The following is a 26,809-nucleotide window of genomic DNA, read 5'->3' on the forward strand; positions in this document are numbered from 1 at the left end:
TAGGCTTTCCGGCGGGATTCGGCACGGGGTGATTCACGGTCGCCGTCAGACGGCGGCCAGGCCCTCGGGCGTCGCCCTGAACGTCTCGGCGATGCCCTGGAGCGGGGCGAAAATATCCGGCTCCGTGCCGGTCAGGAAGACCTGGGCCGGCAGGCTGGCCAGGGCGGCATAAAGCGCCTCCCGCCGCCCCTGGTCCAGATGGGCCGCCACCTCGTCCAGCAGCAGCAGCGGCGCGAAGCCCCGCGCGGCGCCGATCAGCGCCGCATGGGCCAGGACGGTGGAGACCAGCAGCGCCTTCTGCTCCCCGGTCGAGCACAGCGCCGCCGGCTGCCCCTTGGGCAGGTGCACCAGGGTCATGTCCGTCCGGTGCGCGCCCAGCTGGGCACCCCCCGCCGCGGCATCCCGCCCCCGCCCGGCGGCGAGGTCCGCCCGCAGCCGGTCCTCCACCGCCAGGGCCGGCGCTTCCGCCAGCGCGGCGGCGATCGGGCAGGCCAGGTCGATCCGCGCAGCCGGGAAGGCGCCCGTGGCGGTGCCCGCCGCCAGCAGCGCGTTCAGCCGGCTGGCCAATGCCCGCCGCGCCGCCACCGCCGCCACCGCATGGCGGGCCATCGCATCCTCCAGCGCCGCCAGCCAGGCGGCATCCCGCCGCCCTTCCGCCAGCAGCCGGTTCCGCCCGCTCATCGCCGTGTCATGGGCGGCCACTTCCCGCGCATGGCCGGGCTCCAGCGCCCAGACCAGGCGGTCCAGGAAGCGCCTTCGCCCGCTGGCACCGTCCTGGAACAGCCGGTCCATCTGCGGCGTCAGCCAGACGGCCCCGGCACGCCGGGCCAGCTCCGCCTGGCTTTTCGCGGGCTCCCCATCCAGCGTGTATTTGCGCCGGGCCGCGTCGCCGGCCTCGGCCGTGGTGCCGGTGCCGATCTCGGCCGGGCCATCCGGCCCGTCGAAGGACCCCCAGGCCACCCAGGGCCGCGGCGCCTCCGCGCCGGGCTGCCGCCGGCCGATCTCGCTGGCCCGCGCGCCCCGCAGCCCGCGGCCAGGGCCGAGCAGGCTGATCGCCTCCAGCAGGTTGGTCTTGCCCACCCCGTTGGGACCGGCGATGGCGACGATGCGTCCGGTGAAACGGGCCTCGAAGCTCGGATAGGACCGGAAATCGGTCAGCCGCAGCCGCAGCAGGCGCAGCGGCGGCGCATCGGCCAGAGGCACCTCGGCCAGAGGCACCTCGGCCAGAGGCACCTCGGCCAGGGGACCGGCTGACGGGTCGGGAAGGGCGGCCAGGGACCTGTTCCGGTGAAGGGACGCGACTGGCGGGATTAGGGCGAACGAAGCCGGAACGTCAAGACTCGCCCCCCGGCGGCGGGGCGCCGCCCACCGCGGGTCCCGCCTCCGTCAGCGGGATCGCGATGTCGCATTCCAGCCCGGCGGGTTCCCAGCGCTTCTCCATCCGTCCCGAGAGCTGGAAGCGGATGGTCTGTTCGATCACGCGGGACCCGAAGCCCTTCCGCGCCGGTTCCGCCGCCAGCGGCGGCCCGCCGCTCTCCCGCCAGGCCAAATAGAGCCAGGCCGCATCCAGGCACCAGGTGATGTGCAGGCGCCCGGCGGGGCTGGACAGGGCGCCGTATTTCACCGCGTTGGTCGCCAGTTCATGCACCGCCATGGCCAGCGCCTGCACGGCGCGGACCGGCAGGGACACCGGCGGGCCGGACAGCGTCACCACCGGCTCCCCCGCGCCCTCGCCCGGGGGTGGCGCGGCCTGGAAGGCACGCAGCTCTGCCTCCAGCAGCGCGCGCAGATCGCCCTCCCGCCACTGGCTTTCGGCCAGCATGGTCTGCGCCCGCGCCAGCGCCGCGACGCGCCCTTCGACGGCGCGGACATAGCTCGCGTAGTCCGGCGCCTTGGTCAGCCGGAGCGCCGCCTGCACCACGGCCAGCGTGTTCTTGGCGCGGTGCGTCACCTCGAAGGCCAGCAGCGCCGTCCGTTCCTCCGCCTGGCGGCGCGGCGTGACATCCATGGCGACGCCGGAAAGACGGCCCGGCAGCGCCAGGCCGCTGGGGGAGGCCGGGCCGTAGCCGGCCGCGGCCTCCCCCCGCAGCATCACCCAGCGCAGCCCGCCATCCGGCAGCAGCACCCGGTATTCCGCGGCCAGCTTCCCGCCATCCCGCGCCAGGCGCCGCAACTCGGCCTGCGCCACCGGCCGGTCATCGGGATGCAGGCAGGCCACCAGCGCGGCCTCGTCCAGCACCGCGTCCGGCGCCAGGCCGAACAGCTCCCGCAGCCCCCGGCCACCCGCCACCATCCCGTCCGCCGCCATGTCGAAGGCCAGGATCCCGGCCGCATCCTGCGCCCGCTTCAGATTGCCCTCGCTGGCGCGCAGCGCGGCGGCCAGCGCGGCATTCACCTCCTCCAGCGCCTGGTTCGCCGCCCCCAGCCGGGCCTGCTGCTGGCGTTCCCGCAGGCTCAGCAGCAGCAGGGCCAGGGTGGCGGGCACGCCGAACAGCAGGTGGTTGCCCATGGTGGCCCGCCAATCCGCGGCCACCGCGGCCAGCGGCCGGCTGGCCACCGCCAGCACGGGAAATCCCTCCAGCTTCTGCACCGCAAGGATCATGCCGCCCTCCCGCCGCAAGGCGCGGCCGGTCGGGGCGGCGGCGGCGGCCAGCCCGGGCGCCGAGACCCCCTGCGGGCTGGCGATAGCGGTGCTGGCCAGCGCCTCTCCGTCATCCCGGATCAGCGCCAGGGCATCGCCATCCTGCCGCAGCAGGCGCCGCATCGCCGGCTGCAGCCGGTGCGGATAGACGGAGAGGTTGACCGCCCCATCAAAGGCGTCCGGTGCCAGCCCGTTCGCCGTCCCGCTGCGCCGGCGGCTGACCGCGAAGAAGGGCACGCCATCGAAGCGGGAGACATAGACCTGGCTGATGTGGAAGCGCGGCGGGGTATCCGCGCGCAGCGCCGCGAAGAAGTCCCGGTCCGCCGCCGTCGGCCGGTCCCGCGGCACCGGGAACAGGTTCGCCGCCAGCAGCGCCGTGCCCGTCCGGTCGATCACATAGGCAGCTTCCGCCTCCGGCACGTCGGGGATCAGGTCAGCCAGTTGCCGGTGCAGGGATTCCTCCCGCGCCGAGATCTCGGCATCCGACAGGCCGCGGGTCAGGTCGTTCACCCGCCCGGCGCTGACGACATAGCCGGCCAGCACGCGGGTGCCGAATTCGGCGCCGGTATCGGCGCTCTGCCGCAGCGCCGCCTCGGCCTCCGCCAGCGTGTTCCGCCAGGCCAGCAGCCCGCCGCCCAGCAGCAGCGCCAGCGGCAGCAGCAGCGCCGCCGCCGGCAGCGCCCAGGAGGAAGCCGCGCCACCGCATCGCCGCGCCCGCCGATCCGGCCCGGCCGCCACCGCCATCCCGGCCCCGGCGCCTTCCAACCGCCCCCCTTTTCCACCACCTGTGATGGGCGGCGCAGCCTCACCCGCCCGCGCCGGGCGCGCAATCATCGCCGCCACGGCGCCCTGTCACGTGACGGTGACGGGGAAGCCCCGTCATTCGGAAGCCCCGCCTTGGCGCCGCTTCACGATGGTCAGCGCCTCCTTCAGCACCTCCACCGTGATGCCGTGCTTGCCATAGGCGTCCCGCGCCTCATCCAGGGTCAGCCCCGCGGCCGGGCGCAGGATGAGCCGTCCCTTGACGGCCTCGACCTCGACATGAGAACATGGTCCTAGCGCCGCCCGGAGGTCCTTGCGCAGCGTGATCTGGCTCTGCGGCGATATCTTCAGCAGGACGCGCATCGATCAGCCCTCCGCCACCCGATGCCCCGCGCGGAATGCGACTAAAGGCGCATAAATGGCCTAATCGGCTTAAAGGATAGTATTCCTAAAATCAAGCGGAATCAACGCCCGGCCCCAGGGCCCGCGCCGCCGGGCCGCCGCCCTCCGCGATCAGCGCCGCGACCATCCGGGCATAATCCTCCCGGCTCAGCGGCCCCTGTTCCCGGTGCCAGAGGTGGTGCCAGTTCAGCATGGCGAAGAAGCTCATGGTCAGCGGCTTCAGCAGCCGCCGGTCCTCCGCCAGGCCCGGATGCAGGTCCGCCACCATCGCCGCGGCCTCCGCCACCAGGGCGCGTTCCAGGGACCGCAGCGCTTCCTGCTGCGGGGGCGCCAGCAGGGTCAGGCAGGTGATCTGCACGCGATGCACCGCATCCGCGTCGCGATAGGCATCCAGCAGCAGGAAGGCCAGAGTCTCCAGCCGCGCACGTGGCGAGCCCGTGATGGTGGCAGCCCCGCGCGCGATCTCGACCAGATGCTGCAGGTGCTGCGCCAGCACGTCGAACAGCAGCGCCGCCTTGTCCGGCCAGTAGTGATAGACCAGGGTCTTGGAGACGTTGCCCGCCTTGGCGAGCATCGCCAGCGACGCCCGGTCATAGCCATGCGCGGCGAAAAGCTCCGCCGCCTGCTTCAGGATCGCCTGGCGCTTCTCCTCATGGTCCGCGGCCCTGGGGCGTGCCATCTCAGCGGGGCCTCCGGTCCACCACGCGCTTCGCCTTGCCGAGGCTGCGCTCGATCGCGCCGGCGTCGCGCACCTCGATGGCGGCGGTGACGCCGATGATCGCCTTGACGTAATGCGCCAGGGTCTTCGCCGCGCGCTCGCGCTCCTCCGGCAGCGTGCCGGGCTCGGCCTCCACCGCGATGGTCATGGCATCCAGCGGTCCGTCGCGCGTCAGGATCAGCTGGTAGTGCGGCGCCAGGTCCGGCACGCGGAGGATCTGTTCCTCCACCTGGGACGGGAACAGGTTCACCCCGCGCAGGATGATCATGTCGTCGCTGCGGCCGGTGATCTTCTGCATCCGCCGGAAGGCCGGGCGCGCCGTGCCGGGCATCAGGCGGGTCAAATCCCGCGTGCGATAGCGGATGATGGGCATGGCCTGCTTGGTGAGGCTGGTGAAGACCAGCTCGCCCGGCTCGCCCTCCGGCACCGGCGCGCCGGTATTCGGGTCCACGACCTCCGGGAAGAAGTGATCCTCCCAGATATGCGGCCCGTCCTTCGTCTCCACGCATTCATTGGCGACACCGGGGCCGATCACCTCCGACAGGCCGTAGATGTCCACGGCCTGGATGCCGAAGGCATCCTCGATCTGCGCGCGCATCGCCTCCGTCCAGGGTTCCGCGCCGAAGATGCCGATCCTGAGGCTGGTGCCGCGCGGATCCTTTCCCTGCCTGCGGAACTCGTCGAGCAGCGCCAGCATGTAGGAGGGCGTGACCATGATGATGTCGGGGCGAAAATCCTCGATGAGCTGCACCTGGCGTTCGGTCATGCCGCCGGACATCGGCACCACGGCGCAGCCCAGCGCCTCCGCCCCGTAATGCGCGCCGAGCCCCCCGGTGAACAACCCGTAGCCATAGGCGATATGCACCATCATCCCGGGCCGCCCGCCGCTGGCACGGATCGATCGCGCCATCACCTGCGCCCACATGGCGATGTCGTCGGCCGTGTAGCCGACGACGGTCGGCTTGCCCGTGGTGCCGGAGGAGGCGTGGATACGCGCGAGCTTCTCCCGCGGCACGGCGAACATGCCGAAGGGGTAGTTGTCCCGCAGATCCGCCTTGGTGGTGAAGGGGAAGCGCCGGAGGTCCTCCAGCGCGTGAAGATCATCGGGCGTCACGCCCGCCGCATCGAAGGCCCGGCGGTAATGCGGCACCTTGTCATAGGCGAGGCGGAGCGTGGCCCGCAGGCGGTCCAGCTGCAGCGCGCGCAGATCGCCGATCGACAGACGCTCGCCCTCATCGAGCCGGTCATCCGTTGCCATGGGTTGTTTCCTCCACAAGCTGGCCATCGATGATGCGGGAGAGGCCGCGGAAGACGGCGATGGCGCGGCCCTGCTGGTCCGTCACCGTCACATCGGTGATGCCGCTGCGCCCGGCGGATTGCGTCTGCACGGCATGGGCCGTCAGCACATCATCCAGCTTCGCGGGGCGGAGATAGGTGATGGTGTTGGACTGGGCGACGGCACGGCGGTTGAAGCTGTTGCAGGCGAAGGCGAAGGCGCTGTCGGCCAGCGCGAAGATGAAGCCGCCATGCGCGATGCCGTGCCCGTTCACCATGCGGGGCTCGATCCGCATGGCCAGCACCGCCTCCCCCGGCGCCACGCGCGTGATCGCCATGCCGAGCCCGGCCGAGGCCTGGTCCTCCGCCCACATCGCGCGGGCGCAGGCTTCCGCGATCTCCTGCGGCGTCATTCGGGGGCGCCTTCGAAGCGCGCGGGGCGCTTCTGCTGGAAGGCGGCCACGCCCTCCGCGTAGTCGGCGCTGCGGCCGAGGTCCCTCTGCACCGCCGCCTCCAGCGCCAATTGCTCCTCGAGCGTGTTGCCCTCCGCGGCGTCGAGCACGCGCTTGGTCGCGGCCAGCGCGTCCGCCGGCAGGCGAGCGAGCCTGGCGCAGAGCGATTCCGCTTCCGCCATCAGCGAAGCCGCCGGCACGGCGCGATACACCATGCCCATCGACGCGGCCTCCGCGCCGCTGATCGTATCGCCGAGCATCGCCAGCGCCCGTGCCCGCGCGGGGCCGACGAGGCGCGGCAACATCCAGGTGGCGCCGCTGTCCGGGATCAGGCCGATACGGATGAAAGCCTGGGAGAATTTCGCATCCTCCGCCGCCAGCGTGATGTCGCAGGCCAGCGCCACGGAGGCGCCGGCCCCCGCCGCCACGCCCTGCACCGCGCAGACCACGGGCTTCGGCAGCCCGCGCAGCGCCGCGACAAGCGCGTTCCACCCGCGATCCAGCACCGCGCCGAGATCGACATCGGGGTCCGTCAGCCCCGGCTCCGCCAGATCCTGCCCCGCGCAGAAACCGCGCCCCGCACCGGCTAGCAGCACGGCCCGGCAGGCGGGATCGCTGCCCGCCTCCGCCAGCGCCTGGCGCAGCACCGCCTGCAGCCCTGCATCGAAGGCGTTCAACCGCTGCGGGCGGTTGAGCGTCAGCACGCGATACCCGTCCCGCTGCTCCACCAGCAGCACCGGCGCCGTCCCCGACATGCGAAGCCCTCCCCGTTTTTCTTGACAGATGGGGGATCGTAGGTTTATATACCTACGATCCCCTTTCTATTGACTGAACGCGCGGTCAGCTTATTCTCGCCCGAAATACCAAGTCAAACGGGGAGGCTCCATCGCCATGGCCGAGTTCGCGGCGCGGCACCAGGCGCTGCTGGACCAGGCGATTGCCGCCGCCCGCTCGCGCGCGCATTTCTCGGCCTATCCGGAAGCGCCCTCGGGCAGGATCTATGGCGAGACCGCCAAGGCCGAAGCGGAAGCCGCCTTCGCCGCCCTGCTGGGCAAGCCCTTCGAGGGGGGCGAGGCGCTGGTCGGCGACGAACGCTCTCCCTTCGGCCCCGCGCTCGGCATCACCTATCCCGCGCTTCCGCCCGCCACCCTGGTCGCCCGCGCCGAGGCCGCGGCGCCTGCCTGGGCGGAGGCCGATCCCGCCGCCCGCGCCGGCGTGCTGCTGGAGATCCTGCACCGGCTGAACCGCGACAGCTTCCTGATGGCGAATGCGGTGATGCACACCACCGGCCAGGCCTTCGTCATGGCCTTCCAGGCCGGCGGGCCGCATGCGCAGGATCGCGGCCTGGAAGCCGTGGCCTATGCGATGGAGGAGCTATCGCGCGTGCCGACCACGGCAGCCTGGCACAAGCCCGCGGGCCGCGACACGCTGCGCATGGACAAGCGGTTCCGCGCCGTGCCGCGCGGCATCGGCCTCGTCATCGGCTGCGCGACCTTCCCCACCTGGAACGGCTATCCCGGCCTGTTCGCCAGCCTCGCCACCGGCAATGCCGTCATCGTCAAGCCGCACCCCGCCGCCATCCTGCCGCTGGCGCTGACCATTCGCACGGCCCGCACCGTCATGGCGGAGGCGGGCTTCGCGCCGGATGTCGTGCAACTCGCGCCCGATACGCCGGAAGCCCCGATCGCCGAGCAGCTCGCGACCCATCCCGCCATCGGCATCGTCGATTTCACCGGCGGCCCCGTCTTCGGCGCGCGGCTGCGCGGGCTGATCGCGGGCACCAAGCCCCTGCATACAGAGGAAGCCGGCATCAACCCCGTGGTGCTGCATTCCACCGCGGATTTCGCCGGCCTCTGCCGCAACCTCGCCTTCTCCCTCGCCCTCTACAGCGGCCAGATGTGCACCGCCCCCCAGAACATCTTTGTCAGTGCCACCGGCATGGACACCGACCAGGGCCGCAAGAGCTTCGACGAGGTCGCCGCCGCCATCGTCGCCGCGCTGGATGAATTGCTTGCCGACCCCGCCCGCGCCGCCGGCGTGCTGGGCGCCATCCAGAATCCCGGGACGCTCACGCGCATCGCCGCCGCCCGCCGCCTCGGCCGCGTGCTGCGCGACAGCGCGCCCCTGCCTGGCGAGGCCCGCACCGCCACGCCGCTGCTGGTGGAGGTGCTCGCCGATGCCGAGGAAGCCTGGGGCGAGGAACGCTTCGGCCCCATCGCCTTCCTGATCCGCTGCCCGGATGCGGAGGCCGCGCTGCGCCTGGCCGCCCAGTCCACCAAGGCCCGCGGCGCCATCACCGCGCTGGTGCACAGCACGGATGACGCCTTCCTCGCCCGCGCCGAAGCCGCCTTCGCGAAGGCCGGCGTGGCGCTGTCCGAAAACCTCACCGGCGGCGTCTTCGTCAACCAGTCCGCCGCCTTCAGCGACTACCACGTCTCCGGCGCCAACCCCGCCGGCACCTCCTGCCTCACCGACGCCGCCTTCGTCACCAATCGCTTCCACATCGCGATGGTGCGACGTCCCCCCGCCTGAAGCACAAACGCCTGAACGAACAACAACGTCCAAGGGAGTGCACGCATGTCACTGGGAATGATCCTGCGCCGGGGCGTGATCGCCGCCGGGGCGTTTCTTCTGGCCGCCCCCGCCCTCGCGCAGCGCGCGCCGGAGCCGATCCGCATCGGCGCGGTGCTGTCCGTGACGGGCCCCGCCAGCTTCCTCGGCGATCCCGAGGACAAGACGCTCCGCCTCTACGTCAACCGCATCAACCAGGCCGGCGGCGTCAATGGCCGCCCGCTGCAGCTCATCATCTATGACGATGCCGGCGACGCCAACCGCGCCCGCACCTTCGCCACCCGCCTGGTGGAGGATGACCGCGTGGTCGCCATGGTCGGCGGCACCACCACCGGCACGACGCTCGCCATGCGCCCGGTCTTCGAGGATGCGCGCATCCCCTTCATCTCGCTGGCCGGCGGCATCGAGATCATCGACCCCGTCCAGCCCTTCACCTTCAAGACCCCCCACACCGACCGCATGGCCTGCGAGAAGATCTTCGCCGATATCCGCGCGCGCGGCCTGACGCGCGTCGGCATGATCTCCGGCACCGATGGCTTCGGGCAGTCCATGCGCGGGCAATGCGTGCGCGTGGCCGGTGCGGCCGGCATCACCATCGTGGCGGAGGAAAGCTACGGCCCGCGCGATAGCGACATGACCCCGCAGCTCACGCGGCTCCGCAACGCGCAGGGCATCGAGGCGGTGGTGAATCCCGGCTTCGGCCAGGGCCCCGCCATCGTGACCCGCGGCTACCACCAGCTCGGCATCCGCCTGCCGCTCTATCAGTCCCACGGCGTCGCCAGCCGGGAATTCATCAACCTGGCCACCCCCGCCGCGGCCGAGGGCGTGCGCCTGCCCGCCGCCGCGCTGCTCATCGCCGAACAGCTGCCCACCAGCGACCCGCAGCACCAGGTGGTGCTGGACTACAAGGCGGCCTTCGAGCGGGAGTTCAACCAGCCCGTCTCCACCTTCGGCGGCCATGCCTATGACGGCCTCATGATCCTGGTGGAGGCGATGCGCCGCGCCAATTCCACCGACGGCACCAGGCTGCGGGACGCCATCCGCGCCACGCGCGGCTTCGTCGGCACCGGCGGCATCGTCAATATGAGCGCCACCGACCATATGGGCCTCGACCTCTCCGCCTTCCGCATGGTCGAGATCCGCAACGGCGACTGGGCGCTTCTCGGGAACTGAACGCGGAAGGCCGGAGACGATGCCCGAACTGCTGCAATTCCTCGTCTCCGGCCTCACCATCGGCGCGGTCTATGCGCTGGTGGCGCTGGGCTTCACGCTGATCCACAACGCCTCCGATGTCGTGAACTTCGCGCAGGGCGAATTCGTCATGCTGGGCGGCATGGTCACGGTCTTCGCCACCGCCGCCGGCATCCCCCTGCCGCTGGCCGCCCTGCTCGCCATCGCGGTCGCGGTGCTGGTGGGCCTCGCGCTGCACCGCCTCGCGATCGAGCCCGCGCGCGGCGCCTCGGCCGTCACCCTCATCATCATCACCATCGGCGCCAGCATCTTCCTGCGCGGCGTCGCGCAGATCGTCTTCGACAAGCGCTTTCATCAATTGCCCGGCTTCTCCGGCAACGATCCGATCATGGTGCTGGGCGCGGCGATCCTGCCGCAGAGCTTCTGGGTGCTGGGCGGCGCGCTGATCGTCTTCTGCGGGCTGTTCCTGTTCCTGGAGCGCACGCTGATGGGCAAGGCGGTTCTGGCCACCGCGGCGAACCGGCTGGCGGCGCGGCTGGTGGGCGTGGACACCAGCTTCGTCCTGGCGCTGTCCTTTGGCCTCTCGGCCGCCATCGGCGCCCTGGCGGGCATCCTCATCACCCCCATCACGCTCACCTCCTTCGATGTCGGCACGCTGCTGGCGCTGAAGGGCTTCGCCGCCGCCATGCTGGGCGGCATGGGCAGCCCGCTCGGTGCCGTGGTCGGCGGGCTGGTGCTCGGGCTGCTGGAGGCGCTGGGCGCGGGCTATGTCTCCTCCGCCTACAAGGATGCCGTCGCCTTCCTGGTCATCCTCGCGGTGCTCTTCTCCATGCCGCAGGGACTGTTCGGGCATCGCAGCGTGGAGCGCGTGTGATGAACGCACGCTGGGCAACCCTGCTGATCCTGGCGGCCGTCATCGCGGTGATCCCGTGGTTCTTCCCCTCCGGCTACTACTTCCGCGTGGCCGCGCTGGTCTGGGTCACGGCGCTGGGTGCCGTCGGGTTGCAGGTGCTGATGGGCCAGGCGGGGCAGGTCAGCCTCGGCCATGCCGGCTTCGTCGGCATCGGGGCCTATGCCATGGCGCTGGGGCCGAAATACCTGGGCCTGCCGGTGCTGGCCTGCCTGCCGCTGGGCGCCGTGCTGGCGGGCCTCATCGCCTTCCTCGTCGGCCGGCCGATCCTGCGGTTGAAGGGCCATTACCTGGCCGTGGCCACGCTCGGCTTCGGCATCCTCGTCGCCCTGGTCCTGGTCAGCGAGATCGCGATCACCGGCGGCCCCGACGGCATCCGCATCCCCCGCCCGGAGATCTTCGGCTGGCGTCCGCGCGGGGGCGAGGCCTGGTACTGGATCAACGGGGCCGCGCTGCTCATCGGTGTCTGGCTGGCGCTGAACATCCAGCACAGCCCCTCCGGCCGCGCCCTCGCCGCGCTGCATGACAGTGAGGTCGCGGCGCGGACCATCGGCATCGATGTCGCCCGCCACAAGCTCCGCGCCTTCGTCATCGCCGCCGTCTATGGCGCGGTGGCGGGCGGGCTGATGGCGATGATGAACGGCTTCGTCACGCCGGATGCCGCGGGTTTTCTCCAATCCGTGGAATACGTGACGATGGTGGTCATCGGCGGCCTCGCCTCCGTCCCCGGCGCCGTCGTCGGCGCCGCGGCTCTGGTGCTGCTGCCGCAGGCGCTGACCGTGTTTCATGAATACGAACACGCGGTGCTCGGCCTGCTCATCATGCTGTTCATGATCTTTCTCAGGGTCGGCATCGTGCCCGGCCTCGCGACGCTGCTGCGGCGGCGCCCGGCATGAGCGAGGTCCTGCTCTCCGCGGACAACATCGGCATCGGCTTCGGCGGCCTGCGCGCGCTGGATGGCGTGGGGTTCGAGGCCCGGGCTGGCGAGGTGCTGGCCATCATCGGCCCGAATGGCGCGGGCAAGACCACGCTGTTCAACATCGTCTCCGGCCTCTACCGCGCCGATACCGGCCGCGTCGTGCTGGCGGGGCAGGATGTGACGCAGGCGCCGCCGCACCGCCTGGCCGCGCTCGGCCTGTCCCGCACCTTCCAGAATCTCCAGGTCTTCTTCCGCATGACGGCGGCCGAGAATGTCATGGCCGGGCGGCACCTGCGGGAGCGGTCGTCGCTGCTGGCCGACCTGCTGCGCCTGCCCGCCGCCCGCCGCGCCAACCGCGCCTCCCGCGATGCCGCGATGGCGCTGCTGGCGGAGGTCGGGCTGGCCGAGCACGCCGACCGCCCCGCGGGATCGCTGCCCTATGGCGCGCTGAAGCGGCTGGAAATCGCGCGCGCCCTGGCGACCGAACCGCGCGTGCTGCTCCTCGATGAACCCGCCGCCGGCTGCAACCCGGTGGAGACCGCGGAGATCGACCACCTCATCGCCGCCGTCGCCGCGCGCGGCATCGCCGTGGTGCTGATCGAGCACGACATGAAGATGGTCATGCGCATCAGCCGCCAGGTGGTGGTGCTGAACCAGGGACGCCTGCTGGCCGCCGGCACGCCGGCGGAGGTGCGGAACAACCCCGAGGTCATCGCCGCCTATCTCGGCCTGCATGGCGCGAAGGAGGCCGCGCTTGCTTGATGTCGCCGACCTCCATGCCGCCTATGGCCGCATCCTGGCGCTGAAGGGCATCACGCTGCGCGTGGAAACCGGGGAGATCACGGCGCTCGTCGGCGGCAATGGCGCGGGCAAGACGACGCTGCTGCGCTGCCTGTCCGGCGTGCATCCCGTGAAGTCGGGGCGGGTGACATTCCACGGCGATGAGATCACCGCCTTCCCCGCCCATGCCCGCGTCGCCGCCGGCATCGCGCAATCGCCGGAAGGCCGCCAGGTCTTCGGGCCGCTGAGCGTGGAAGACAATCTCCGCCTCGGCGCCTTCCGCCGCGGCCGCGCGGATACGGAAGCGGGGCTCGACCGCGTCTATGGCATGTTCGACATCCTGAAGACGAAGCGCCACCTGCAGGCCGCGGGCCTGTCCGGCGGGCAGCAGCAGATGCTGGCGATCGGCCGCGCGCTGATGTCTGGCCCACGGTTGCTGCTGCTGGACGAGCCCTCCATGGGGCTCGCGCCGCTCCTGGTGGACCAGATCCTGGCCGCGGTGGTGGCGCTGAAGGCGCAGGGCGTCACGGTGCTGCTGGTGGAACAGAACGCCTCCGCCGCGCTGTCCATCGCCGATCGCGGCTATGTCATCGAGACGGGGCGCATCGCCCATTCGGGAACAGGGCTGGCGCTGCTGCATGATCCCGCCGTAAGGGAAGCCTATCTCGGCGTTTGACCGAATTCCCCCGGCACAGGATGACCATCATGGCAAAGCACTACCGCTGGCGGGAAGCCGCCGGCGAGGGCGTGCAGCACCTCGTGCTGGATCGCAGCCCGGGGCAGATCAGCGCGGAGGGCATGATCGTCGCGGGTGGCGAGGCCCCCTTCGCCGCGCGGTTCCGCCTGCTGATGGACAGCCGCTGGCGCACGCGGCGCCTTTCCGTCGCCGTGCTCGGCAACCCCGTGGTGATGGTGCTGCTGGCCGATGGCAAGGGTGGCTGGACGGATGCGGAGGGCGCGGAGCTGCCGGACCTCGCCGGCGTGCAGGATGTGGACCTCGGCGCCACGCCCTTCACCAACACCCTGCCGATCCGGCGGCTCCGCACCGCGGTAGGCAAGTCCGTCGATATCGACACAGCCTATGTGAACCTGCCGTCGATGACCGTCAGCCGCGACGCGCAGCGCTACACACGGCTGGAGGAGCGTCTGTGGCGCTACGAATCGCGCGACGGCGACTTCACCCGCGACATCACGGTCGATGAGGACGGTGTGGTCGTCAGCTATCCCGGCCTGTTCGAGCGCGTCTGAGGCCAGCCCCAAAGCCTCGCGGTCCAGGGGGCCCGAGGCCCCTGGCATGGGGGTGCGGGGGAACAGCGTTCCCCCGCCCTTCACCTCACCATCGCGACCAGGCCCGACTGTTCCCGCACCGCGTCGAAGCGAAGCTCGGGATATTCCTCCTCCGCCCGCTTGCGGCGCCAGTCGGACCCGAACAGCGCGACGTATTCGCCATCATGGTCCTCGGCCGTGTCGCTGCGGTTGCGGTCCGCCCAGCGGTTGATGGCCGCGCGGTCACCGCTGGGGGAGGAGATCCAGCGCATGGTGGACCAGCGCGTGGCGTCGAAGCCCGCGGGCACGGTGTATTCGACCTTCAGCCGGCTGGCGAGCACGTCCAGCTGCAGCTCCCCCACCACGCCGACGATGGGGGCGGAGCCGTCGAGCGGGCGGAAGATCTGCACCACCCCTTCCTCCGCCAGTTGGTCCAGCGCGGTGCGCAGCTTCTTGGCCAGCATCGGGTCTTCCAGCCGCACATGGCGCAGGATTTCCGGCGCGAAGCTGGGGACGCCACGGAAGTTGATGTCCTCCCCTTCCGTCAGCGTGTCGCCGATGCGCAGCGTGCCGTGGTTGGCGATGCCGACCACGTCGCCGGGCCAGGCTTCCTCCGCCACCTGCCGTTCCTTCGCGAAGAAGAACAGCGGCGCGTTCACCGGCACCTGCTTGCCCGTGCGCACCTGGCGCAGCCGCATCCCCTTGGTCAGCCGCCCGCTGCACAGCCGCACGAAGGCCACGCGGTCCCGGTGGTTCGGGTCCATGTTCGCCTGTACCTTGAAGACGAAGCCGGTCAGCTTGCCTTCCTCCGGCTCCACCGCGCGCGCATCGGATGCCCGCGCGCCCGGCGGCGGCGCGTAGCGGGACATGCCGTCCAGCAGGTGCCCCACGCCGAAATCCCGCAGCGCGGAGCCGAAATAGACCGGCGTCAGCGTGCCTTCCCGGAAGGCCGCCAGGTCAAAGGATTTGAGGCCCGCCTCGGCCAGCAGGATGTCCTCCGACAGCTGGGTGGCGCGTTCCTCCCCCACCAGCTCCGCGATGCGCGGGTCATCGGCGCCGGAGACGGCGATGCCCTCCTCCTCCGTCGCATCCACCGGCATCAGGCGCTTCGCCAGGATGTCGTAGGTGCCCCAGAAGGTGCTGGCGCGGCCGATCGGCCAGGCGACGGGGGCGGCGTCCAGCGCCAGGGTCTGCTCGATCTCGTCGATCAGCTCGAAGGGATCGCGCGCCTCCCGGTCCATCTTGTTGACGAAGGTGACGATGGGGATGTCGCGCAGGCGGCAGACCTCGAACAGCTTGCGCGTCTGGCTCTCGATGCCCTTGGCGGCGTCGAGCACCATCACGGCCGCATCGACGGCCGTCAGCGTCCGGTAGGTGTCCTCGGAGAAGTCTTCGTGGCCCGGCGTGTCGAGCAGGTTGAAGATCACGCCCCCCCGCTCGAAGGTCATGACGGAGGTGGCGACGGAGATGCCGCGGTCCTGCTCGATCTTCATCCAGTCGGACCGCGTGCGCCGCGCATTGCCCTTGGCGCGCACGGCCCCGGCCAGCTGGATGGCGCCGCCCTTCAGCAGCAGCTTCTCCGTCAGCGTGGTCTTGCCGGCGTCGGGGTGGGCGATGATCGCGAAGGTGCGGCGGCGCGCGGCTTCGCGCGCGACCGCTTCGAGGGCCAGGGTGTCGCTCATGGGGGGCCTATAGCCCCTTACGGGGCGGGGATCACCACCGGATCGGCGATGGCCAGCGCCGCGATGCGCGCGGGGTCCGGCGCCAGGCCGATGCCAGGCCCCTCCGGCCCGGTCAGGACGCCGTCCCGGACCGTCAGCATCCCCGGCGCCACGATATCCTCGGCCAGCGAGGTCACGCCGCAATCCATGGGATGATCGGCATCGAGGCCGAGTGCCTGCGCCATCTGCCAATTGGCCGCCGTCGCCACCGCCGTCTCGTAGAAGGAATGGAGCGACGGCGTCAGGCCGAGCCGGGCCGCGACGGCGGAGGCATCCCGCAGCCCCGCGATGCCCCCCCAGTAGAAGATGTCCCCCAGCACGACGAGGTCGGTCAGCCCGAGGCGATGGGCGGCCACCAAATCCGGCGGCTCGATCAGGCACATGTTGGACGCCAGCCGCCCCGCCCCTGCCTCCCGCAACCGGCAAAAGCCTTCCAGCGCGTCGGTCGGGTCCTCATGGAACTCCAGCTCCAGCGCCGCCGTCCCGGCGACCAGGCGGCGCGCCTCCTCCGGGCTGTAGGCGCCATTGGGGTCGCAGCGAAGCCGCGTGCCCGGGGGCAGCGTGGCCCGCAGCGCCGTCAGGGCGGCGATGTCCCACTCGATGCCGGTCGCGGCGGATTTGTACTTGAAGGCGCGGATGCCGTGCGCCGCGGCGATCCCGGCCGCGAGTTCCGCCACGCGCGGCGCCAGGGACAGGTCGGCCATGTGCGCGGTGATCTCGGCGCGGTCCATGGCCCGGCCGGGGACGGCCGCGGGCAGCGGGCAGGCGACCTCGACCGGCCGCAGCGGCGCGGATTGCCCGAGCAGCGCGGCCAGCGGCACGCTGAGATGCTTCGCGGAAGCGTCCCAGGCCGCGAGGTCGAGCCCCGCATAGGCCGCCAGCCCGTTGCGGCCATGGCGGTTGTCGAAGCTGATCCTGGCGAAGGCGCGGCGCAGCGAAGCGCGGTCCCGCAGCGCATCGCGGCCGATCCAGCCCTTGGCGATCGCGACCACCCGGGCCGCGCAATCCGGCGTGCCGTTGGTCTCCCCCCACCCCACCGTGCCATCCGCCAGCCGGATGGCGACCAGCGTCCGGTCCTGCTTCGGCGTGCAGTACATGGAGCTGACATAGAGGTGCTTCAGCGGCAGGGCGATCCGCTGGACGGTGACCGAGACGATCCGCGTCGGGCTGTCCCTGGGCTGCGGGGGCAGAGCCGGCAGCGGGCCCTCGGCGGCCACCGCCGCGTCCAGCGCACCGGCCAGGGCGGTGGCGCGCTCCACCCCCCCCGCCCCGGGCTTCACCGCCAGCGTCACGCCGAGCGCGCGGGCCAGGGCCGCCAGGTCCCGCAGCCCCGCGAGCCCCCCGGCACTCTCCGCATCCGCCACCACCAGCGTGGTGCCGCGCGCCAGGCAGGCGGCGAAGGGGTCCTGCGTCAGCGCCGCCGCGCCGATCGCGCGCGGCGTCGCGGCGATGCCGCCAAGCCAGGTGGCCTCGTCCAGTCCCAGCAGGGGCGCGGCGTTCATCCCAGGTGTCTCTCCGGATCGGGCAGGGCGATGTTGGTGCCCTCCACCACCAGGCGGAGGTCGGGGCGCCCGGCGGCACCCGCCGGCATCCGCAGGCGGAAGGCGCAATGGCCGTCGGCGAGGCCCGCCGCGGCCAGGTCGGGGCGGAGCATCTGCGCGCGGGTGGCGGCCAGCGGCGCCGCGCCGGCCATCAGCGCCACGGTGACGGGCTGGGCGGCCAGCAGGTCCAGCGCCCAGCCATGCAGGACCCCGTCCTCCACCCGGTCGAGGCGGCCCATGATGTTGCGGGGCGTCGCGGCGGCCACGGCCGGGGAGGCCAGGAATTCCGCCACCACCGCATAGTCCGCGCTGTCCCGGATGGTGGCCGCGAAGGGCGGCAACACGTCATCCTGCTGGAACTCGTAGCGGTCGAAGACCCGGTCCCCCGCGCCTTCCGCCAGCGCCGCCTGGCAGCGGGCGTAGGCGGCGAAGGCGGCCTCGAAGGCCGGGCCTTCCGCCGCCCGGTCGGCCTCGAACCGCGCGCGGGCGGCCTCATGCAGCGCGATGTCGGTGGCGAAGCGGTCGCGATGCGCCGCCGCAGCCGCCCGCGCCCGGTCGCGCAGCGCCGCCTGGTCCGGCGACAGGCGGGTGACGTTGCGCGCGATGTAGAGCGGCGGCGCCCAGCCGAGGCGCCGCGCCATCAGCAGCAGGGACCGGTCGAACTCCTCCGCGATTCCCGCCACCAGCACGGCGCTGTCCAGGTTGGCCAGCGCCGCTTCCAGCACCGGCCGCGTGGTGCGCCCCGCGATCTGCCGGGCCTGCGCATCGCCCCGGCCCTGCGCCGTCAGGTAGTCGATCGGCGACAGCGCGCCGCTGGTGATGGCGTCCCGCTGCGCGTGGTGGGGGTAGGTGAAGGCATAGAAATACTCGGACAGCGCCCGTTCGACGGGGTCCCGCAGCAGGGTGAAGTAGTGGCAGGGCTCCCGCAGCGCCTGGTGCAGGCCGAGGAACTGGTGCCCCGTCACCAGGCGGATATCCCGCCCGGCCATCCCCGCCCGCACGGCCTTCGCGATCTCCGGCATCGGGCGGGAGTCCCCGATGCCGAGGTCGAAGTAGAGGACGTGGCGCGCGCCATATTGGCGCGACAGCACGGTGCGCAGGGATGAACCGGCGGTCTTCGGCACGTGCAGGAAGACATGGTGCGGCATCGGCTGCTTCTGGCTGCCCCTGGCGTCGAGATTCCCTCTGCCGCAATCGGCCCGGCGCGGCAACACTGCGACCCGCACCCGAGAGAGGCCCTGAACGCATGACGTCCCGCCGCGCGCTGCTCGCCCTGCCCCTTTGCATGGCCGCCGGGGCCGCCCGGGCCCAGGGCGGCTGGCCGCAGCGGCCGGTGCGCCTCATCGTCCCCTTCCCCCCCGGCGGCACCACCGATGTCCTGGCCCGCGCCATCGCGGCGAAGTGGCAGGAGGGCTGGGGCCAGCAGGTGGTGGTGGACAATCGCGGCGGCGGCGGCGGGGTGATCGGCACCGAAGCCGTGTTCCGTGCGGCGCCCGATGGCCTGACCCTCGTGCTGGGCAACAACCAGACCCATGGCACCAATGGCGCGCTGATCCCGGGCCTGCCCTATGACCCCGCCGGCTTCGCGGCCATCACGCTGGTGGCGAAGGCGCCCCATGCGCTGGTGGTGCCGGCATCCTCCCCCGCCCGCAGCGTGGCCGACCTGGTCGCCATGGGGCGGCAATCCCCGCGGGGGCTGTCCTATGCCTCCTCCTCCGCCGGCTCTGCCTCCCACCTCATGAGCGAGACCTTCGCGCGGCGCAGCGGGATGAACGCGACGCATGTGCCCTACCGCGGTGCCGCCCCGGCGGCGATGGATCTGGTGGCGGGGGTGGTGGACTTCATGATGGCCACCTGGGCCAGCGTCTCCGCCCTGGCGGCCGATGGGCGCATCCGGGTGCTGGGCGTGGGCGGGGACGAACGCTTCTCCGACCTGCCTTCCGTGCCGACCCTGCGGGAACAGGGCTATGACTACCTCAGTGGCGACAGCTGGTTCGGCCTTTTCGCGCCCCTGAACACGCCCGCCCCGGTGCTGGAGGCGATCAACGCCGCGACGGTCGCCGCCCTGGCGGACCCGGTGGTGCGCGGCCGGCTGGAGGCCGCGGGCTTCCGGGTGGAGACCATGCCCGTCGCCGCCTTCGCCCGCTTCCACCAGGCGGAGGTCGGCCGCTGGGCCGCGCTGGTGCGGGAAAGCGGGGTGACGCTGACGCAGTAGCGCCAGCCCATCCCGCTGTTTTCCTTGGTTTTTAGTGTCTTTAGCCGTTTATGCCGATTATGGGCCTTTAGTCGCTGAATCGCGGGCCCTGGTGCAGGCGGCAGCGGCCCCGGGATAAATTGAACATACCAGGAACGCGCCGCCCCTGCCAGCCTTTCCCGCCTGCCCGCTCATCCGATCAGCGTGTTCCCATCGACATAGCTGAAGGCCACCACCACCGGCGTCGCATCATTCCCCGCCGCGTCCTCCGCCGTCAGCACCAGGCTGTGCGCGCCCGGGGCGACCGGGCCGAACAGCGCTTCGAGGTCCAGGGTGAAGCGGCCCTTGGCGTCGATCGCGACCTGGCGGGTGGCGCCGCCATCGAGGCTGGCCATGACGAAGTCCAGCCCATCGCGGTTGTCGAAGGCCATGCCTTCCAGCACCGGCGGGCCGGCGGCCGCCATGCCGGGCTGCGCGCCCAGCAGCACCACGGGGGCGAAGGTATCGGCTTCCGCCGACAGCCGCGCCACGCCGAATTCCGCCACCTGGCGCCCGGTCTCGATGCCATCGACATTGGCGAATTCGAAGTGGATGCCGGCGTAGATGCGGCTCTTGCCCGCTTCCAGCGCGGCATCGATGAAATTGTCGAAGCTGCGCGTTACACCCGGCAGGCCGACGCTTTCGTTGGAGAAGGCGATCTCCCCCAGCATCATCGTCAGCGCATAGGCGGAGGCGGCGGAGCAGGTGGCGTGGCCGGAGAGGTAGTCCGGGTGGTTCGGCGTGGTCAGCAGCGGCCGCCAATTGGGGTCCGCTTCCGTCAGCGGGTTGCCATCCTGGTCCGCCAACTGGATCGCCGTGATCGGGCGCCAGGCATTGAAATGATACTTCGCGTCCCACGCCGCGATCGCGCCATCGGCCTGCACGAAGTTCAGCACCGCCAGCGTCCAGGCATTGGTGGAGGTGGAGTAGCCGCCATCGGCCAGGACCTCCCCGGCGATCTGCGCCCAGCGGCCGGCGGGGGTGTAGCTGCCGGACTGGTCGCGCCAGTAGCGGGCGATCTCCGTCTGGTCGGCCGTGCGGGTGGCGGAATTGATGGCGCCGAGTTCCTTCACCTCGTTGAAGGCGGCGGCATATGCGGCGCTGGTCAGGTCGGGCGGGCCATCCGGCCGGAACTGGTCGCCCCGTTCCAGCGCCCAGGGCGTGACATCGCCCCATTGCGGATTGAGGCCGCCGATATTGGGCGGCAGGACGCGCCATTCCCCGATCCCGGTGCCGCCGGGCTCGATGAATTCCTTGTCCGCGCCATCGACGGCGCGGATCGCCAGCACGGCATCGGCGACGCTGCGGCCGTAGTCGATGGCCTGTTCCTTGGCCGGCCCGTCCGGCACCGTGGCCAGATCCGCCGCCAGCTTCGCATCGAAGATCGCGGCCTGGTCGGGGTAGAGCGTGCTGAGCACGCGATGCGCGGCGGAAACGACGGCGGCGTAGGCGGAGATATCCTCCGGTGCCTCCAGGTTCACCATCAGGGTGCGCGTGCCCTCGATGCCCGCCAGCGTGTCCAGCACCGCCGCACTTTCCATGCCCAGCACGCGCGTCGCGACGCCGGTGATGGACCCCGCCGCCTTGATGGCCTCCAGCGTCGCGAAATTCCAGGACAGCACCGGGTCCACGATCGGCGTGGCATCGCGCACCACGTCAATGGTCTGGGCCGTGCTGTTGCCGGCGGCATCGGTGATGGTGAAGGTGAAGCTGTTGAGCCCGGCATCGAGGGCGATGTCCGCCAGGGTGAAGCGGCCATCGGCGCCGACATCCACCGCCGTATCGCCGAACAGGATGACGGCGCCGGCTTCCGCCGTGCCGGTCAGCGTGACGAAGGCAAGGCCCGTCGCGCCATCGCCCAGCGCGCCGGTATCGGATGAATTGGCCAGGCCGATGCTGGCCTGCCCCGGCGCGGTGGTATCCACCGTCACCTCATAGGCAGCGGAAGCCGCGCTTTCCTGGCCCGACCGGCCGATGGCGACGGCGGTGTAGCTGTACTCCCCATCGCCGGGGCCGCCGCCGCGCTTGTCCTCCAGGCTCCAATTCCCGTCGTCATCCGCGCGGGTCCGGCCGATGCTGACACCGTCGCGGAACACCTCCACCCGCAGGCCCGCCGCGGCGGTGCCGGTGACCAGCGGCGTGGCATCGGCGGTGATGCCATCCCCCGCCAGGCCGGTATCGATCGCGAGGCCGGTGATGACGGGCGCGGCGGGGGTGCCGGCGATGACGGTGCCATCCGCGAAGGCCAGTCGTTCCACATCCAGCAGCAGGTCCGTGCCATCCGCCAGGCCGGCGCCGCCGATGCCCTTCACGATGAAGCTGCCGCCGCCGAGGTCGATGACCTGGTAGTCCGCGGCATTGCCGAGGTAGCGGGCCGTGTCGGTCCCGCCGCCGCCCAGCAGCAGGTCGAACCCGCCGCCGCCCATCAGCATGTCGTCGCCGCCGCCGCCGAACAGGCTGTCATGCCCGCCGCCGCCGATCAGACTGTCCCGGCCCTGGACGCCGATGATCCAGTCATCGCCGCCGCCGCCATTCAGCGTGTCGTTCTCCCGCCCGCCGATGATGGTGTCGTCGCCCCCGAGGCCCAGGACCTCCACCGCCGATCGGCCTCGGCGTTGATCCACGACGATCCGGTCGCCCCTGGCAGTCCCGACAACCAGCGCAGACGTCATGGCCTTGTCCCTCCCAGGGGTCGCGCCGCGATCCTACCCATCTTCGGCAGCCCGAAACGTTACCAGATCGCGCCAGGACGGGTGAAGCCCGTCACGGCTGGCTACCGCCCGGCAGGAATGGCACCTTATGGTTGCAATTGAGCGCATTTTGCGCATTCGTTTCAACCCCTGTTTGCAACATTTCCCGGGCGTGGCCGGCCGGGCGGCCTCTTTCCCGTCCGGCCCCGCGCGGCGCTATAAGCGCCCCATCATGGCCCGCATCCCCCCATTCCCGATGACGCGCTGGAGGAGCGGTTCCTGCGCGCCTCCGGCCCCGGCGGCCAGAACGTCAACAAGGTGGAGACGGCGGTCGAGCTGCGGCTGGACCTCTCGCGGATCGACCTGCCGGAGGGGATGGCGCGGCGGCTGCGCACCCTCGCGGGGCGCCGCATCACGGGGGATGGCGTGCTGGTGATCCAGGCGCAGCGCCACCGCACCCAGGACCGCAACCGCACCGATGCCCGCGAAAGGCTGGACGAGTTGCTGGCCAAGGCGGCCGAGCCCCCGCCCCCGCCACGGCGCGCCACGCGCCCGACGCTCGCTTCCAAGAAGCGGCGGCTGGAGGGCAAGAGCCACCGGGGCGAGATCAAGAAGGATCGCGGGCGGCCGCGCGACGAATAGCGACGGGTTGTCGCGGCCCCGCCACGCGGGCGATGCTCCGGTCTCCAAGGGGGACGGCAGCGCATGGCGGGCAGCATCACGACGGTCCTGGGGCCGATCGCGCCGGAGGCACTCGGCACCACCCTGATGCATGAGCATCTGCTCTGCGACATCACGCCGCCCGCGCTGCGCGGGCGGCCGGAGCTGGCGGTGCCGATCACGCCCCGCAACCGCTACGACATCGATTACGGCCGCCGCCCCAACACGGAAAAGACGAAGCTGCTGGACCGCGAACTGGCGGTGGCGGAGGTCGCGGCCTTCCGGGAGGATGGCGGCGACGCGATCGTGGAACTCACCATCGGGGGCCTGGCGCCCGATCCGCTGGGGCTGGTCGAGGTGTCGCGCCGCACGGGCGTGCAGGTGGTGATGGGCTGCGGCCACTACGTCCAGGCCTATCACGCGCCGGAAAACGCGACGCGCGGCGTGGACGACTTCGCGGCCGAGATGATCGACGCCGTTCGCCACGGCGCCTGGGGCACCGATGTGCGCGCCGGCATCATCGGGGAGATCGGCTGCACGGAGGAATGGACCGCGCAGGAGCAGCGCGTGATGGCCGGCGCCGTCATCGCGCAGCAGGAGACGGGGGCCGCGCTGACCATCCATCCCGGCGCGGTGCCCGACCAGCCCATGGAGATCATCGATTTCCTGAAGGCGCGCGGCGGCGACATCCCCCGCACCATCATCGACCACATCGACCGCACCATCTTCGACCATGACCGCCTGTTCCGCCTGGCCGATACGGGCTGCGTGATGGAATTCGACCTCTTCGGCTACGAACACGCCTATTGGTCCTTCGCGCCCATCACCATGCCGAATGACGGCGTGCGCATCGACATGATCCGCGCGCTGGTGGATCGCGGGCATCTCCGCCAGATCGCCATCTCCCAGGACATCTGCCGGCTGACCAGGCTGCTGGCCTATGGCGGGCACGGCTATGGCCACATCCTGCGCAACGTCGTGCCCTTCATGCGGGAGAAGGGATTTTCGCAAGCCGAGATCGACACGATCCTGGTGGAGACGCCGCGCAGGCTGCTGACGATCGGGGGAGAGGCGGGATGAGCAGGACGACGGTGCGGCAGGCGGTCTTCGACCTGCTGCGGGACCGGGGCATCGACACGGTCTTCGGCAATCCCGGTTCGACGGAACTGCCCTTCCTGGACCGCTGGCCGAGTGACTTCCGGTATGTGCTCGGATTGCAGGAAGCCAGCGTGATCGGCATGGCGGATGGCTATGCCCGCGCCGCCGGACGCTGCGCCTTCGTGAATTTGCATTCCGCGGCCGGCGTGGGCCATGCGCTGGGCAATGTCTTCACCGCCTACAAGAACCAGGCGCCGATGGTCATCACGGCAGGGCAGCAGGCGCGCTCCCTGCTGCCGAACCTGCCCTTCCTCGGCGCCACGGAGGCCGCGGCCTTCCCGCGCCCCTATGTGAAGTTCGCGATCGAGCCCGCGCGAGCGGAGGATGTGCCGGCCGCCATCGCGCAGGCGCACCGCATCGCGATGCGCAAGCCCTGGGGCCCGACCTTCGTCTCCATCCCGTCGGATGACTGGGCCGCGCCCTGCTGGCCGGTGCCGATGCGGGAGATGGCGGGTGATTCCGCGCCCGACCCCGCGCTGCTGGACCGCGCCGCGGCGCAGCTGGCGGAGTCGAAAAACCCCGTCCTGGTGGTGGGGCCGGAGGTCGATCAGGAAGGCGCGGGGCCGGCGATGGTGGCGCTGGCCGAACACCTCGGCGCCCGCGTGCTGACCAGCCCCTTCGCCAGCCGCATCGCCTTCCCGGAGGACCACCCCCTGTTCGGCGGCTTCCTGGCCGCGGCGCCGCAGGCGGTGTCGGAGGCGCTGGCCCCGCATGATCTGGTGCTGGTGGTGGGCGCGCCGGTCTTCACCTTCCATGTCGTGGGCGATGCCGCGATCTTCCGCGACGGCCCGCCCATCATTCATCTCACCACCGATGCGGAAACGGCGGCCTCCGCCCCCGCCGGCCTCTCGATCCTCGGCAGCCTCCGCCTCGCCATCCCCGCCCTGCATGCGTTGCTGCCGAAGGGCGACCGCGCGCCGCCCGCGCCGCGCATCCGCCCCGCGCCGCCGCCGCCCGCCGATCCCATCCCCGCGGCCTGGCTGCTGGCGCGCCTGCACGCCGCCATGCCGCGCGATGCCGTGCTGGTGGAGGAAGCCCCCTCCCACCGCCCCGCCATGCACGCGCAGATGCCGATGCGCGACTGGGGCGGCTTCTTCACCATGGCGAGCGGCGGCCTCGGCTACGGGCTGCCGGGCGCGGTCGGCGTCGCACTCGCGCGGCCCGGCACGCGCGTGGTCTGCCTGATCGGCGACGGGTCGATGATGTACTCGCCCCAGGCCCTCTGGACCGCGGTGCAGGAGAAGCTGCCGCTCGCCGTCATCGTCATCGACAATGCCGGCTATGGCGCCATGCGGTCCTTCAGCCAGGTGCTGCAGGTCCGCGACGTGCCGGGGATCGACCTGCCGGGGCTCGACTTCGTGTCTCTGGCGCGGGGCATGGGCTGCCCGGGGGTGCTGGTGACGAAGCCGGATGACCTGGACGGCGCGCTGGCGCAGGCCATGGCGCATCCGGGGCCGATGCTGGTGCAGGTCGTTGTCGATGCGGCGGTGCCGACGCTCTATCATCGCCACTGAACGAGGGGCCATCAGAGCCCGCAGGGAGGAATGCCATGGTGAAGACGACACGCCGTGCCTTGCTGGCGGCACCCGCGCTGCTGGCCCTGCCGGCTTATGCGCAGACCTGGCCGTCGCGCCCCATCCGCATCATCGTCCCCTTCCCCCCCGGCGGGCTGGTGGACGTGCTGGCGCGATCCATCGCGCAGCCCCTGTCGGCGGCGCTCGGCCAGCCCGTGGTGGTGGAGAACCGGGTCGGCGCCGGCGGCAACATCGGCGCCGACGCGGCGGCGAAATCGGCGCCGGACGGGCATGTGCTGCTCGCGACCTCCATGGGCCCGGTCGCGGTGAACCAGTTCATCTACCGCAGCATGCCCTACGACACGCAGACCGCCTTCGCCCCCATCACCCTTCTGGCCAGCACGCCCAAGGTGATGTGCGTGACCAATGCCAGGCCCTGGCGCAGCGTCGGGGATGTGGTGGCCGCGGCCAAGGCGGAGCCCGGGCGACTGACGGCGGGATCCGCCGGCGCGGGGTCCAGCCTCCACCTGGCGCTGGAACTCTTCAAGCGCGCCACGGGCACGGATATCCAGCATGTGCCCTATCGCGGCGCGGGACCGGCATTGACGGATCTGGTCGCGGGGCAGATCGACCTGGTGATCGACAACCTCCCCAACATCCTAGGCCAGATCACCGGCAACCAGGTGCGGCCGCTGGCGGTGGCGACGCCGCAACGCCTGCCGCAACTGCCCAACGTGCCGACCATGGCGGAAGGCGGGATCGACTTCGTCTTCGGCACGGCCTTCGGGCTGGTGGCACCGGCCGGCACGCCGGAGCCGATCATCACCCGCGTGGCCACGCTGGTGCGGGACGCGCTGCGGGACCCGATGATCGGGGGAAGGCTGAGCGAGCAGGGGGCGATCGTGGGGGGCGGGGGGCCGGCGGAATTCGCGGCGCTGATTGCGCGGGAGAAAACCGTGCTGGAGCCGGTGATCAGGGCGGCCAACATACGCGCGGAGTAGTGGGGGAACGCTGTTCCCCCACACCCCCATGCCAGGGGGGAGACCCCCATACGCGCTAAAATAGGTTTCTGACTGGGTAGCTGACGTGTGGTTTTCGGCGTCGTGGCGCATTGGCGAGGCTGCGATGGGCCTTGGGGCTGGCATGCAGGATGTCGGCGATGGTGACGGTGCCGATGACGGTGCCGAGCAGGACGATCAGCGCGATCTTCTGCACGGCCCAGAGCGAGGGCGTGTAGGCGTCGTCGAGCAACGCCTCAGGGGGAAGATTCCAGGACATCCTGGCTGAGGTCGTCGCAGAGCAGGGCCAGGACGAGGTGGGCGTAGAGCCAACTCTGCGATCCACGCTCGGTGCGGGTGGGCAATCGGTCGATGTGCAGCAGGGATTTCAATCGCTTGAAGGCGAG

24 protein-coding genes are annotated in these 26,809 nt (G+C 71.4%); 12 read left to right on the forward strand and 12 right to left on the reverse strand.

Going from position 1 to position 26,809, the window contains the following annotated elements:
- Positions 1–45: 45 nt before the first annotated feature.
- The 7 genes from recF to BM041_RS25360 form a co-directional block, all read right to left on the reverse strand.
- Positions 46–1,218, reverse strand: a complete 1,173-nt coding sequence (recF, locus tag BM041_RS25330; protein ID WP_245762268.1) for a DNA replication/repair protein RecF — start codon at positions 1,216–1,218, stop codon at positions 46–48.
- A 115-nt stretch (positions 1,219–1,333) separates the two neighbouring features.
- Positions 1,334–3,385, reverse strand: coding sequence for a sensor histidine kinase (locus BM041_RS31970; RefSeq protein WP_139226177.1), 2,052 nt, complete (start codon positions 3,383–3,385; stop codon positions 1,334–1,336).
- A 135-nt stretch (positions 3,386–3,520) separates the two neighbouring features.
- The gene (locus BM041_RS25340) at positions 3,521–3,766 is read right to left on the reverse strand and encodes a hypothetical protein (RefSeq protein ID WP_092962702.1); all 246 of its coding nucleotides are present in this window, start codon (positions 3,764–3,766) and stop codon (positions 3,521–3,523) included.
- Positions 3,767–3,857: 91 nt separating this feature from the next.
- Complete coding sequence (locus tag BM041_RS25345; protein WP_092962703.1) at positions 3,858–4,484, reverse strand: TetR/AcrR family transcriptional regulator; 627 nt, start codon at positions 4,482–4,484, stop codon at positions 3,858–3,860.
- Between the two features lies 1 nt (position 4,485).
- Positions 4,486–5,781: a phenylacetate--CoA ligase PaaK gene (paaK, locus tag BM041_RS25350; RefSeq protein WP_092962704.1), complete on the reverse strand. Its 1,296-nt coding sequence runs from the start codon at positions 5,779–5,781 to the stop codon at positions 4,486–4,488.
- Positions 5,768–6,211, reverse strand: a complete 444-nt coding sequence (paaI, locus tag BM041_RS25355; RefSeq protein WP_092962705.1) for a hydroxyphenylacetyl-CoA thioesterase PaaI — start codon at positions 6,209–6,211, stop codon at positions 5,768–5,770. Before paaI ends, paaK begins: the two co-directional genes overlap by 14 nt.
- Positions 6,208–7,005: an enoyl-CoA hydratase-related protein gene (locus BM041_RS25360; RefSeq protein ID WP_092962706.1), complete on the reverse strand. Its 798-nt coding sequence runs from the start codon at positions 7,003–7,005 to the stop codon at positions 6,208–6,210. Before BM041_RS25360 ends, paaI begins: the two co-directional genes overlap by 4 nt.
- Positions 7,006–7,141: 136 nt before the next feature.
- On the opposite strand from BM041_RS25360, the gene paaN reads away from it, so the two are divergent.
- Genes paaN through BM041_RS25395 form a run of 7 tightly spaced genes read left to right on the forward strand, consistent with a single transcriptional unit; the run spans position 7,142 to position 13,869 of the window.
- Positions 7,142–8,782, forward strand: a complete 1,641-nt coding sequence (paaN, locus tag BM041_RS25365) for a phenylacetic acid degradation protein PaaN (protein WP_092962707.1) — start codon at positions 7,142–7,144, stop codon at positions 8,780–8,782.
- Positions 8,783–8,827: 45 nt separating this feature from the next.
- On the forward strand, positions 8,828–9,994 hold the full coding sequence (locus tag BM041_RS25370) for an ABC transporter substrate-binding protein (protein ID WP_092962708.1): 1,167 nt from the start codon (positions 8,828–8,830) through the stop codon (positions 9,992–9,994).
- A gap of 19 nt (positions 9,995–10,013) precedes the next feature.
- Positions 10,014–10,886 carry a branched-chain amino acid ABC transporter permease gene (locus BM041_RS25375; RefSeq protein WP_092962709.1) on the forward strand — a complete coding sequence of 291 codons (873 nt, stop codon included), beginning with the start codon at positions 10,014–10,016 and terminating at the stop codon, positions 10,884–10,886.
- On the forward strand, positions 10,886–11,818 hold the full coding sequence (locus BM041_RS25380; protein WP_092962710.1) for a branched-chain amino acid ABC transporter permease: 933 nt from the start codon (positions 10,886–10,888) through the stop codon (positions 11,816–11,818). Before BM041_RS25375 ends, BM041_RS25380 begins: the two co-directional genes overlap by 1 nt.
- The gene (locus BM041_RS25385) at positions 11,815–12,603 is read left to right on the forward strand and encodes an ABC transporter ATP-binding protein (RefSeq protein WP_092962711.1); all 789 of its coding nucleotides are present in this window, start codon (positions 11,815–11,817) and stop codon (positions 12,601–12,603) included. Before BM041_RS25380 ends, BM041_RS25385 begins: the two co-directional genes overlap by 4 nt.
- Positions 12,596–13,297, forward strand: a complete 702-nt coding sequence (locus tag BM041_RS25390; protein ID WP_092962712.1) for an ABC transporter ATP-binding protein — start codon at positions 12,596–12,598, stop codon at positions 13,295–13,297. The genes BM041_RS25385 and BM041_RS25390 overlap by 8 nt, the downstream gene beginning before the upstream one ends.
- 29 nt (positions 13,298–13,326) lie before the next feature.
- Positions 13,327–13,869 carry a putative glycolipid-binding domain-containing protein gene (locus BM041_RS25395; RefSeq protein ID WP_175534172.1) on the forward strand — a complete coding sequence of 181 codons (543 nt, stop codon included), beginning with the start codon at positions 13,327–13,329 and terminating at the stop codon, positions 13,867–13,869.
- Between the two features lie 80 nt (positions 13,870–13,949).
- Here the strand turns inward: BM041_RS25395 and BM041_RS25400 are convergent, their stop codons facing one another.
- Genes BM041_RS25400 through BM041_RS25410 form a run of 3 tightly spaced genes read right to left on the reverse strand, consistent with a single transcriptional unit; the run spans position 13,950 to position 18,297 of the window.
- Positions 13,950–15,569, reverse strand: coding sequence for a peptide chain release factor 3 (locus tag BM041_RS25400; protein WP_092962714.1), 1,620 nt, complete (start codon positions 15,567–15,569; stop codon positions 13,950–13,952).
- Positions 15,570–15,586: 17 nt separating this feature from the next.
- On the reverse strand, positions 15,587–17,110 hold the full coding sequence (locus tag BM041_RS25405) for a mandelate racemase/muconate lactonizing enzyme family protein (RefSeq protein ID WP_092962715.1): 1,524 nt from the start codon (positions 17,108–17,110) through the stop codon (positions 15,587–15,589).
- Entirely contained in the window at positions 17,107–18,297 is a 1,191-nt protein-coding gene (locus tag BM041_RS25410) for a sulfotransferase family protein (protein ID WP_092962716.1), read from the reverse strand. The genes BM041_RS25405 and BM041_RS25410 overlap by 4 nt, the downstream gene beginning before the upstream one ends.
- 98 nt (positions 18,298–18,395) lie before the next feature.
- On the opposite strand from BM041_RS25410, the gene BM041_RS25415 reads away from it, so the two are divergent.
- Positions 18,396–19,364, forward strand: a complete 969-nt coding sequence (locus BM041_RS25415; RefSeq protein ID WP_092962717.1) for a Bug family tripartite tricarboxylate transporter substrate binding protein — start codon at positions 18,396–18,398, stop codon at positions 19,362–19,364.
- A 170-nt stretch (positions 19,365–19,534) separates the two neighbouring features.
- Here the strand turns inward: BM041_RS25415 and BM041_RS25420 are convergent, their stop codons facing one another.
- Positions 19,535–22,054, reverse strand: a complete 2,520-nt coding sequence (locus BM041_RS25420) for a vanadium-dependent haloperoxidase (RefSeq protein ID WP_092962718.1) — start codon at positions 22,052–22,054, stop codon at positions 19,535–19,537.
- A 267-nt stretch (positions 22,055–22,321) separates the two neighbouring features.
- On the opposite strand from BM041_RS25420, the gene arfB reads away from it, so the two are divergent.
- From arfB to BM041_RS25440, 4 genes are all read left to right on the forward strand, one after another.
- Positions 22,322–22,714, forward strand: a complete 393-nt coding sequence (gene arfB, locus BM041_RS25425; RefSeq protein ID WP_092962719.1) for an alternative ribosome rescue aminoacyl-tRNA hydrolase ArfB — start codon at positions 22,322–22,324, stop codon at positions 22,712–22,714.
- A gap of 63 nt (positions 22,715–22,777) precedes the next feature.
- A complete protein-coding gene (locus BM041_RS25430) occupies positions 22,778–23,812 on the forward strand; it encodes a phosphotriesterase family protein (protein ID WP_092962720.1) in 1,035 nt (344 codons plus the stop codon).
- Entirely contained in the window at positions 23,809–25,404 is a 1,596-nt protein-coding gene (mdlC, locus tag BM041_RS25435; RefSeq protein WP_092962721.1) for a benzoylformate decarboxylase, read from the forward strand. Before BM041_RS25430 ends, mdlC begins: the two co-directional genes overlap by 4 nt.
- Before the next feature lie 35 nt (positions 25,405–25,439).
- On the forward strand, positions 25,440–26,405 hold the full coding sequence (locus BM041_RS25440; RefSeq protein ID WP_092962722.1) for a Bug family tripartite tricarboxylate transporter substrate binding protein: 966 nt from the start codon (positions 25,440–25,442) through the stop codon (positions 26,403–26,405).
- Positions 26,406–26,460: 55 nt separating this feature from the next.
- On the opposite strand, the gene BM041_RS25445 is transcribed toward BM041_RS25440, so the two are convergent.
- Positions 26,461–26,682 carry a hypothetical protein gene (locus BM041_RS25445; RefSeq protein WP_139226097.1) on the reverse strand — a complete coding sequence of 74 codons (222 nt, stop codon included), beginning with the start codon at positions 26,680–26,682 and terminating at the stop codon, positions 26,461–26,463.
- Between the last annotated feature and the right edge of the window lie 127 nt (positions 26,683–26,809).

The sequence above is a fragment of the Falsiroseomonas stagni DSM 19981 genome (assembly GCF_900114315.1).
Taxonomy (GTDB): Bacteria; Pseudomonadota; Alphaproteobacteria; order Acetobacterales; family Acetobacteraceae; genus Falsiroseomonas; species Falsiroseomonas stagni.

Bases quoted from the DNA above. Each gene is read 5' to 3' on its own strand.
- BM041_RS31970 (WP_139226177.1), bottom strand. From the start codon at position 3,385: ATGGCGGTGGCGGCCGGGCCGGATCGGCGGGCGCGGCGATGCGGTGGC.
- BM041_RS25340 (WP_092962702.1), bottom strand. From the start codon at position 3,766: ATGCGCGTCCTGCTGAAGATATCGCCGCAGAGCCAGATCACGCTGCGC.
- BM041_RS25345 (WP_092962703.1), bottom strand. From the start codon at position 4,484: ATGGCACGCCCCAGGGCCGCGGACCATGAGGAGAAGCGCCAGGCGATC.
- paaK (WP_092962704.1), bottom strand. From the start codon at position 5,781: ATGGCAACGGATGACCGGCTCGATGAGGGCGAGCGTCTGTCGATCGGC.
- paaI (WP_092962705.1), bottom strand. From the start codon at position 6,211: ATGACGCCGCAGGAGATCGCGGAAGCCTGCGCCCGCGCGATGTGGGCG.
- BM041_RS25360 (WP_092962706.1), bottom strand. From the start codon at position 7,005: ATGTCGGGGACGGCGCCGGTGCTGCTGGTGGAGCAGCGGGACGGGTAT.
- paaN (WP_092962707.1), top strand. From the start codon at position 7,142: ATGGCCGAGTTCGCGGCGCGGCACCAGGCGCTGCTGGACCAGGCGATT.
- BM041_RS25370 (WP_092962708.1), top strand. From the start codon at position 8,828: ATGTCACTGGGAATGATCCTGCGCCGGGGCGTGATCGCCGCCGGGGCG.
- BM041_RS25375 (WP_092962709.1), top strand. From the start codon at position 10,014: ATGCCCGAACTGCTGCAATTCCTCGTCTCCGGCCTCACCATCGGCGCG.
- BM041_RS25380 (WP_092962710.1), top strand. From the start codon at position 10,886: ATGAACGCACGCTGGGCAACCCTGCTGATCCTGGCGGCCGTCATCGCG.
- BM041_RS25385 (WP_092962711.1), top strand. From the start codon at position 11,815: ATGAGCGAGGTCCTGCTCTCCGCGGACAACATCGGCATCGGCTTCGGC.
- BM041_RS25395 (WP_175534172.1), top strand. From the start codon at position 13,327: ATGGCAAAGCACTACCGCTGGCGGGAAGCCGCCGGCGAGGGCGTGCAG.
- BM041_RS25400 (WP_092962714.1), bottom strand. From the start codon at position 15,569: ATGAGCGACACCCTGGCCCTCGAAGCGGTCGCGCGCGAAGCCGCGCGC.
- BM041_RS25405 (WP_092962715.1), bottom strand. From the start codon at position 17,110: ATGAACGCCGCGCCCCTGCTGGGACTGGACGAGGCCACCTGGCTTGGC.
- BM041_RS25410 (WP_092962716.1), bottom strand. From the start codon at position 18,297: ATGCCGCACCATGTCTTCCTGCACGTGCCGAAGACCGCCGGTTCATCC.
- BM041_RS25415 (WP_092962717.1), top strand. From the start codon at position 18,396: ATGACGTCCCGCCGCGCGCTGCTCGCCCTGCCCCTTTGCATGGCCGCC.
- BM041_RS25420 (WP_092962718.1), bottom strand. From the start codon at position 22,054: ATGACGTCTGCGCTGGTTGTCGGGACTGCCAGGGGCGACCGGATCGTC.
- BM041_RS25430 (WP_092962720.1), top strand. From the start codon at position 22,778: ATGGCGGGCAGCATCACGACGGTCCTGGGGCCGATCGCGCCGGAGGCA.
- mdlC (WP_092962721.1), top strand. From the start codon at position 23,809: ATGAGCAGGACGACGGTGCGGCAGGCGGTCTTCGACCTGCTGCGGGAC.
- BM041_RS25440 (WP_092962722.1), top strand. From the start codon at position 25,440: ATGGTGAAGACGACACGCCGTGCCTTGCTGGCGGCACCCGCGCTGCTG.
- BM041_RS25445 (WP_139226097.1), bottom strand. From the start codon at position 26,682: ATGTCCTGGAATCTTCCCCCTGAGGCGTTGCTCGACGACGCCTACACG.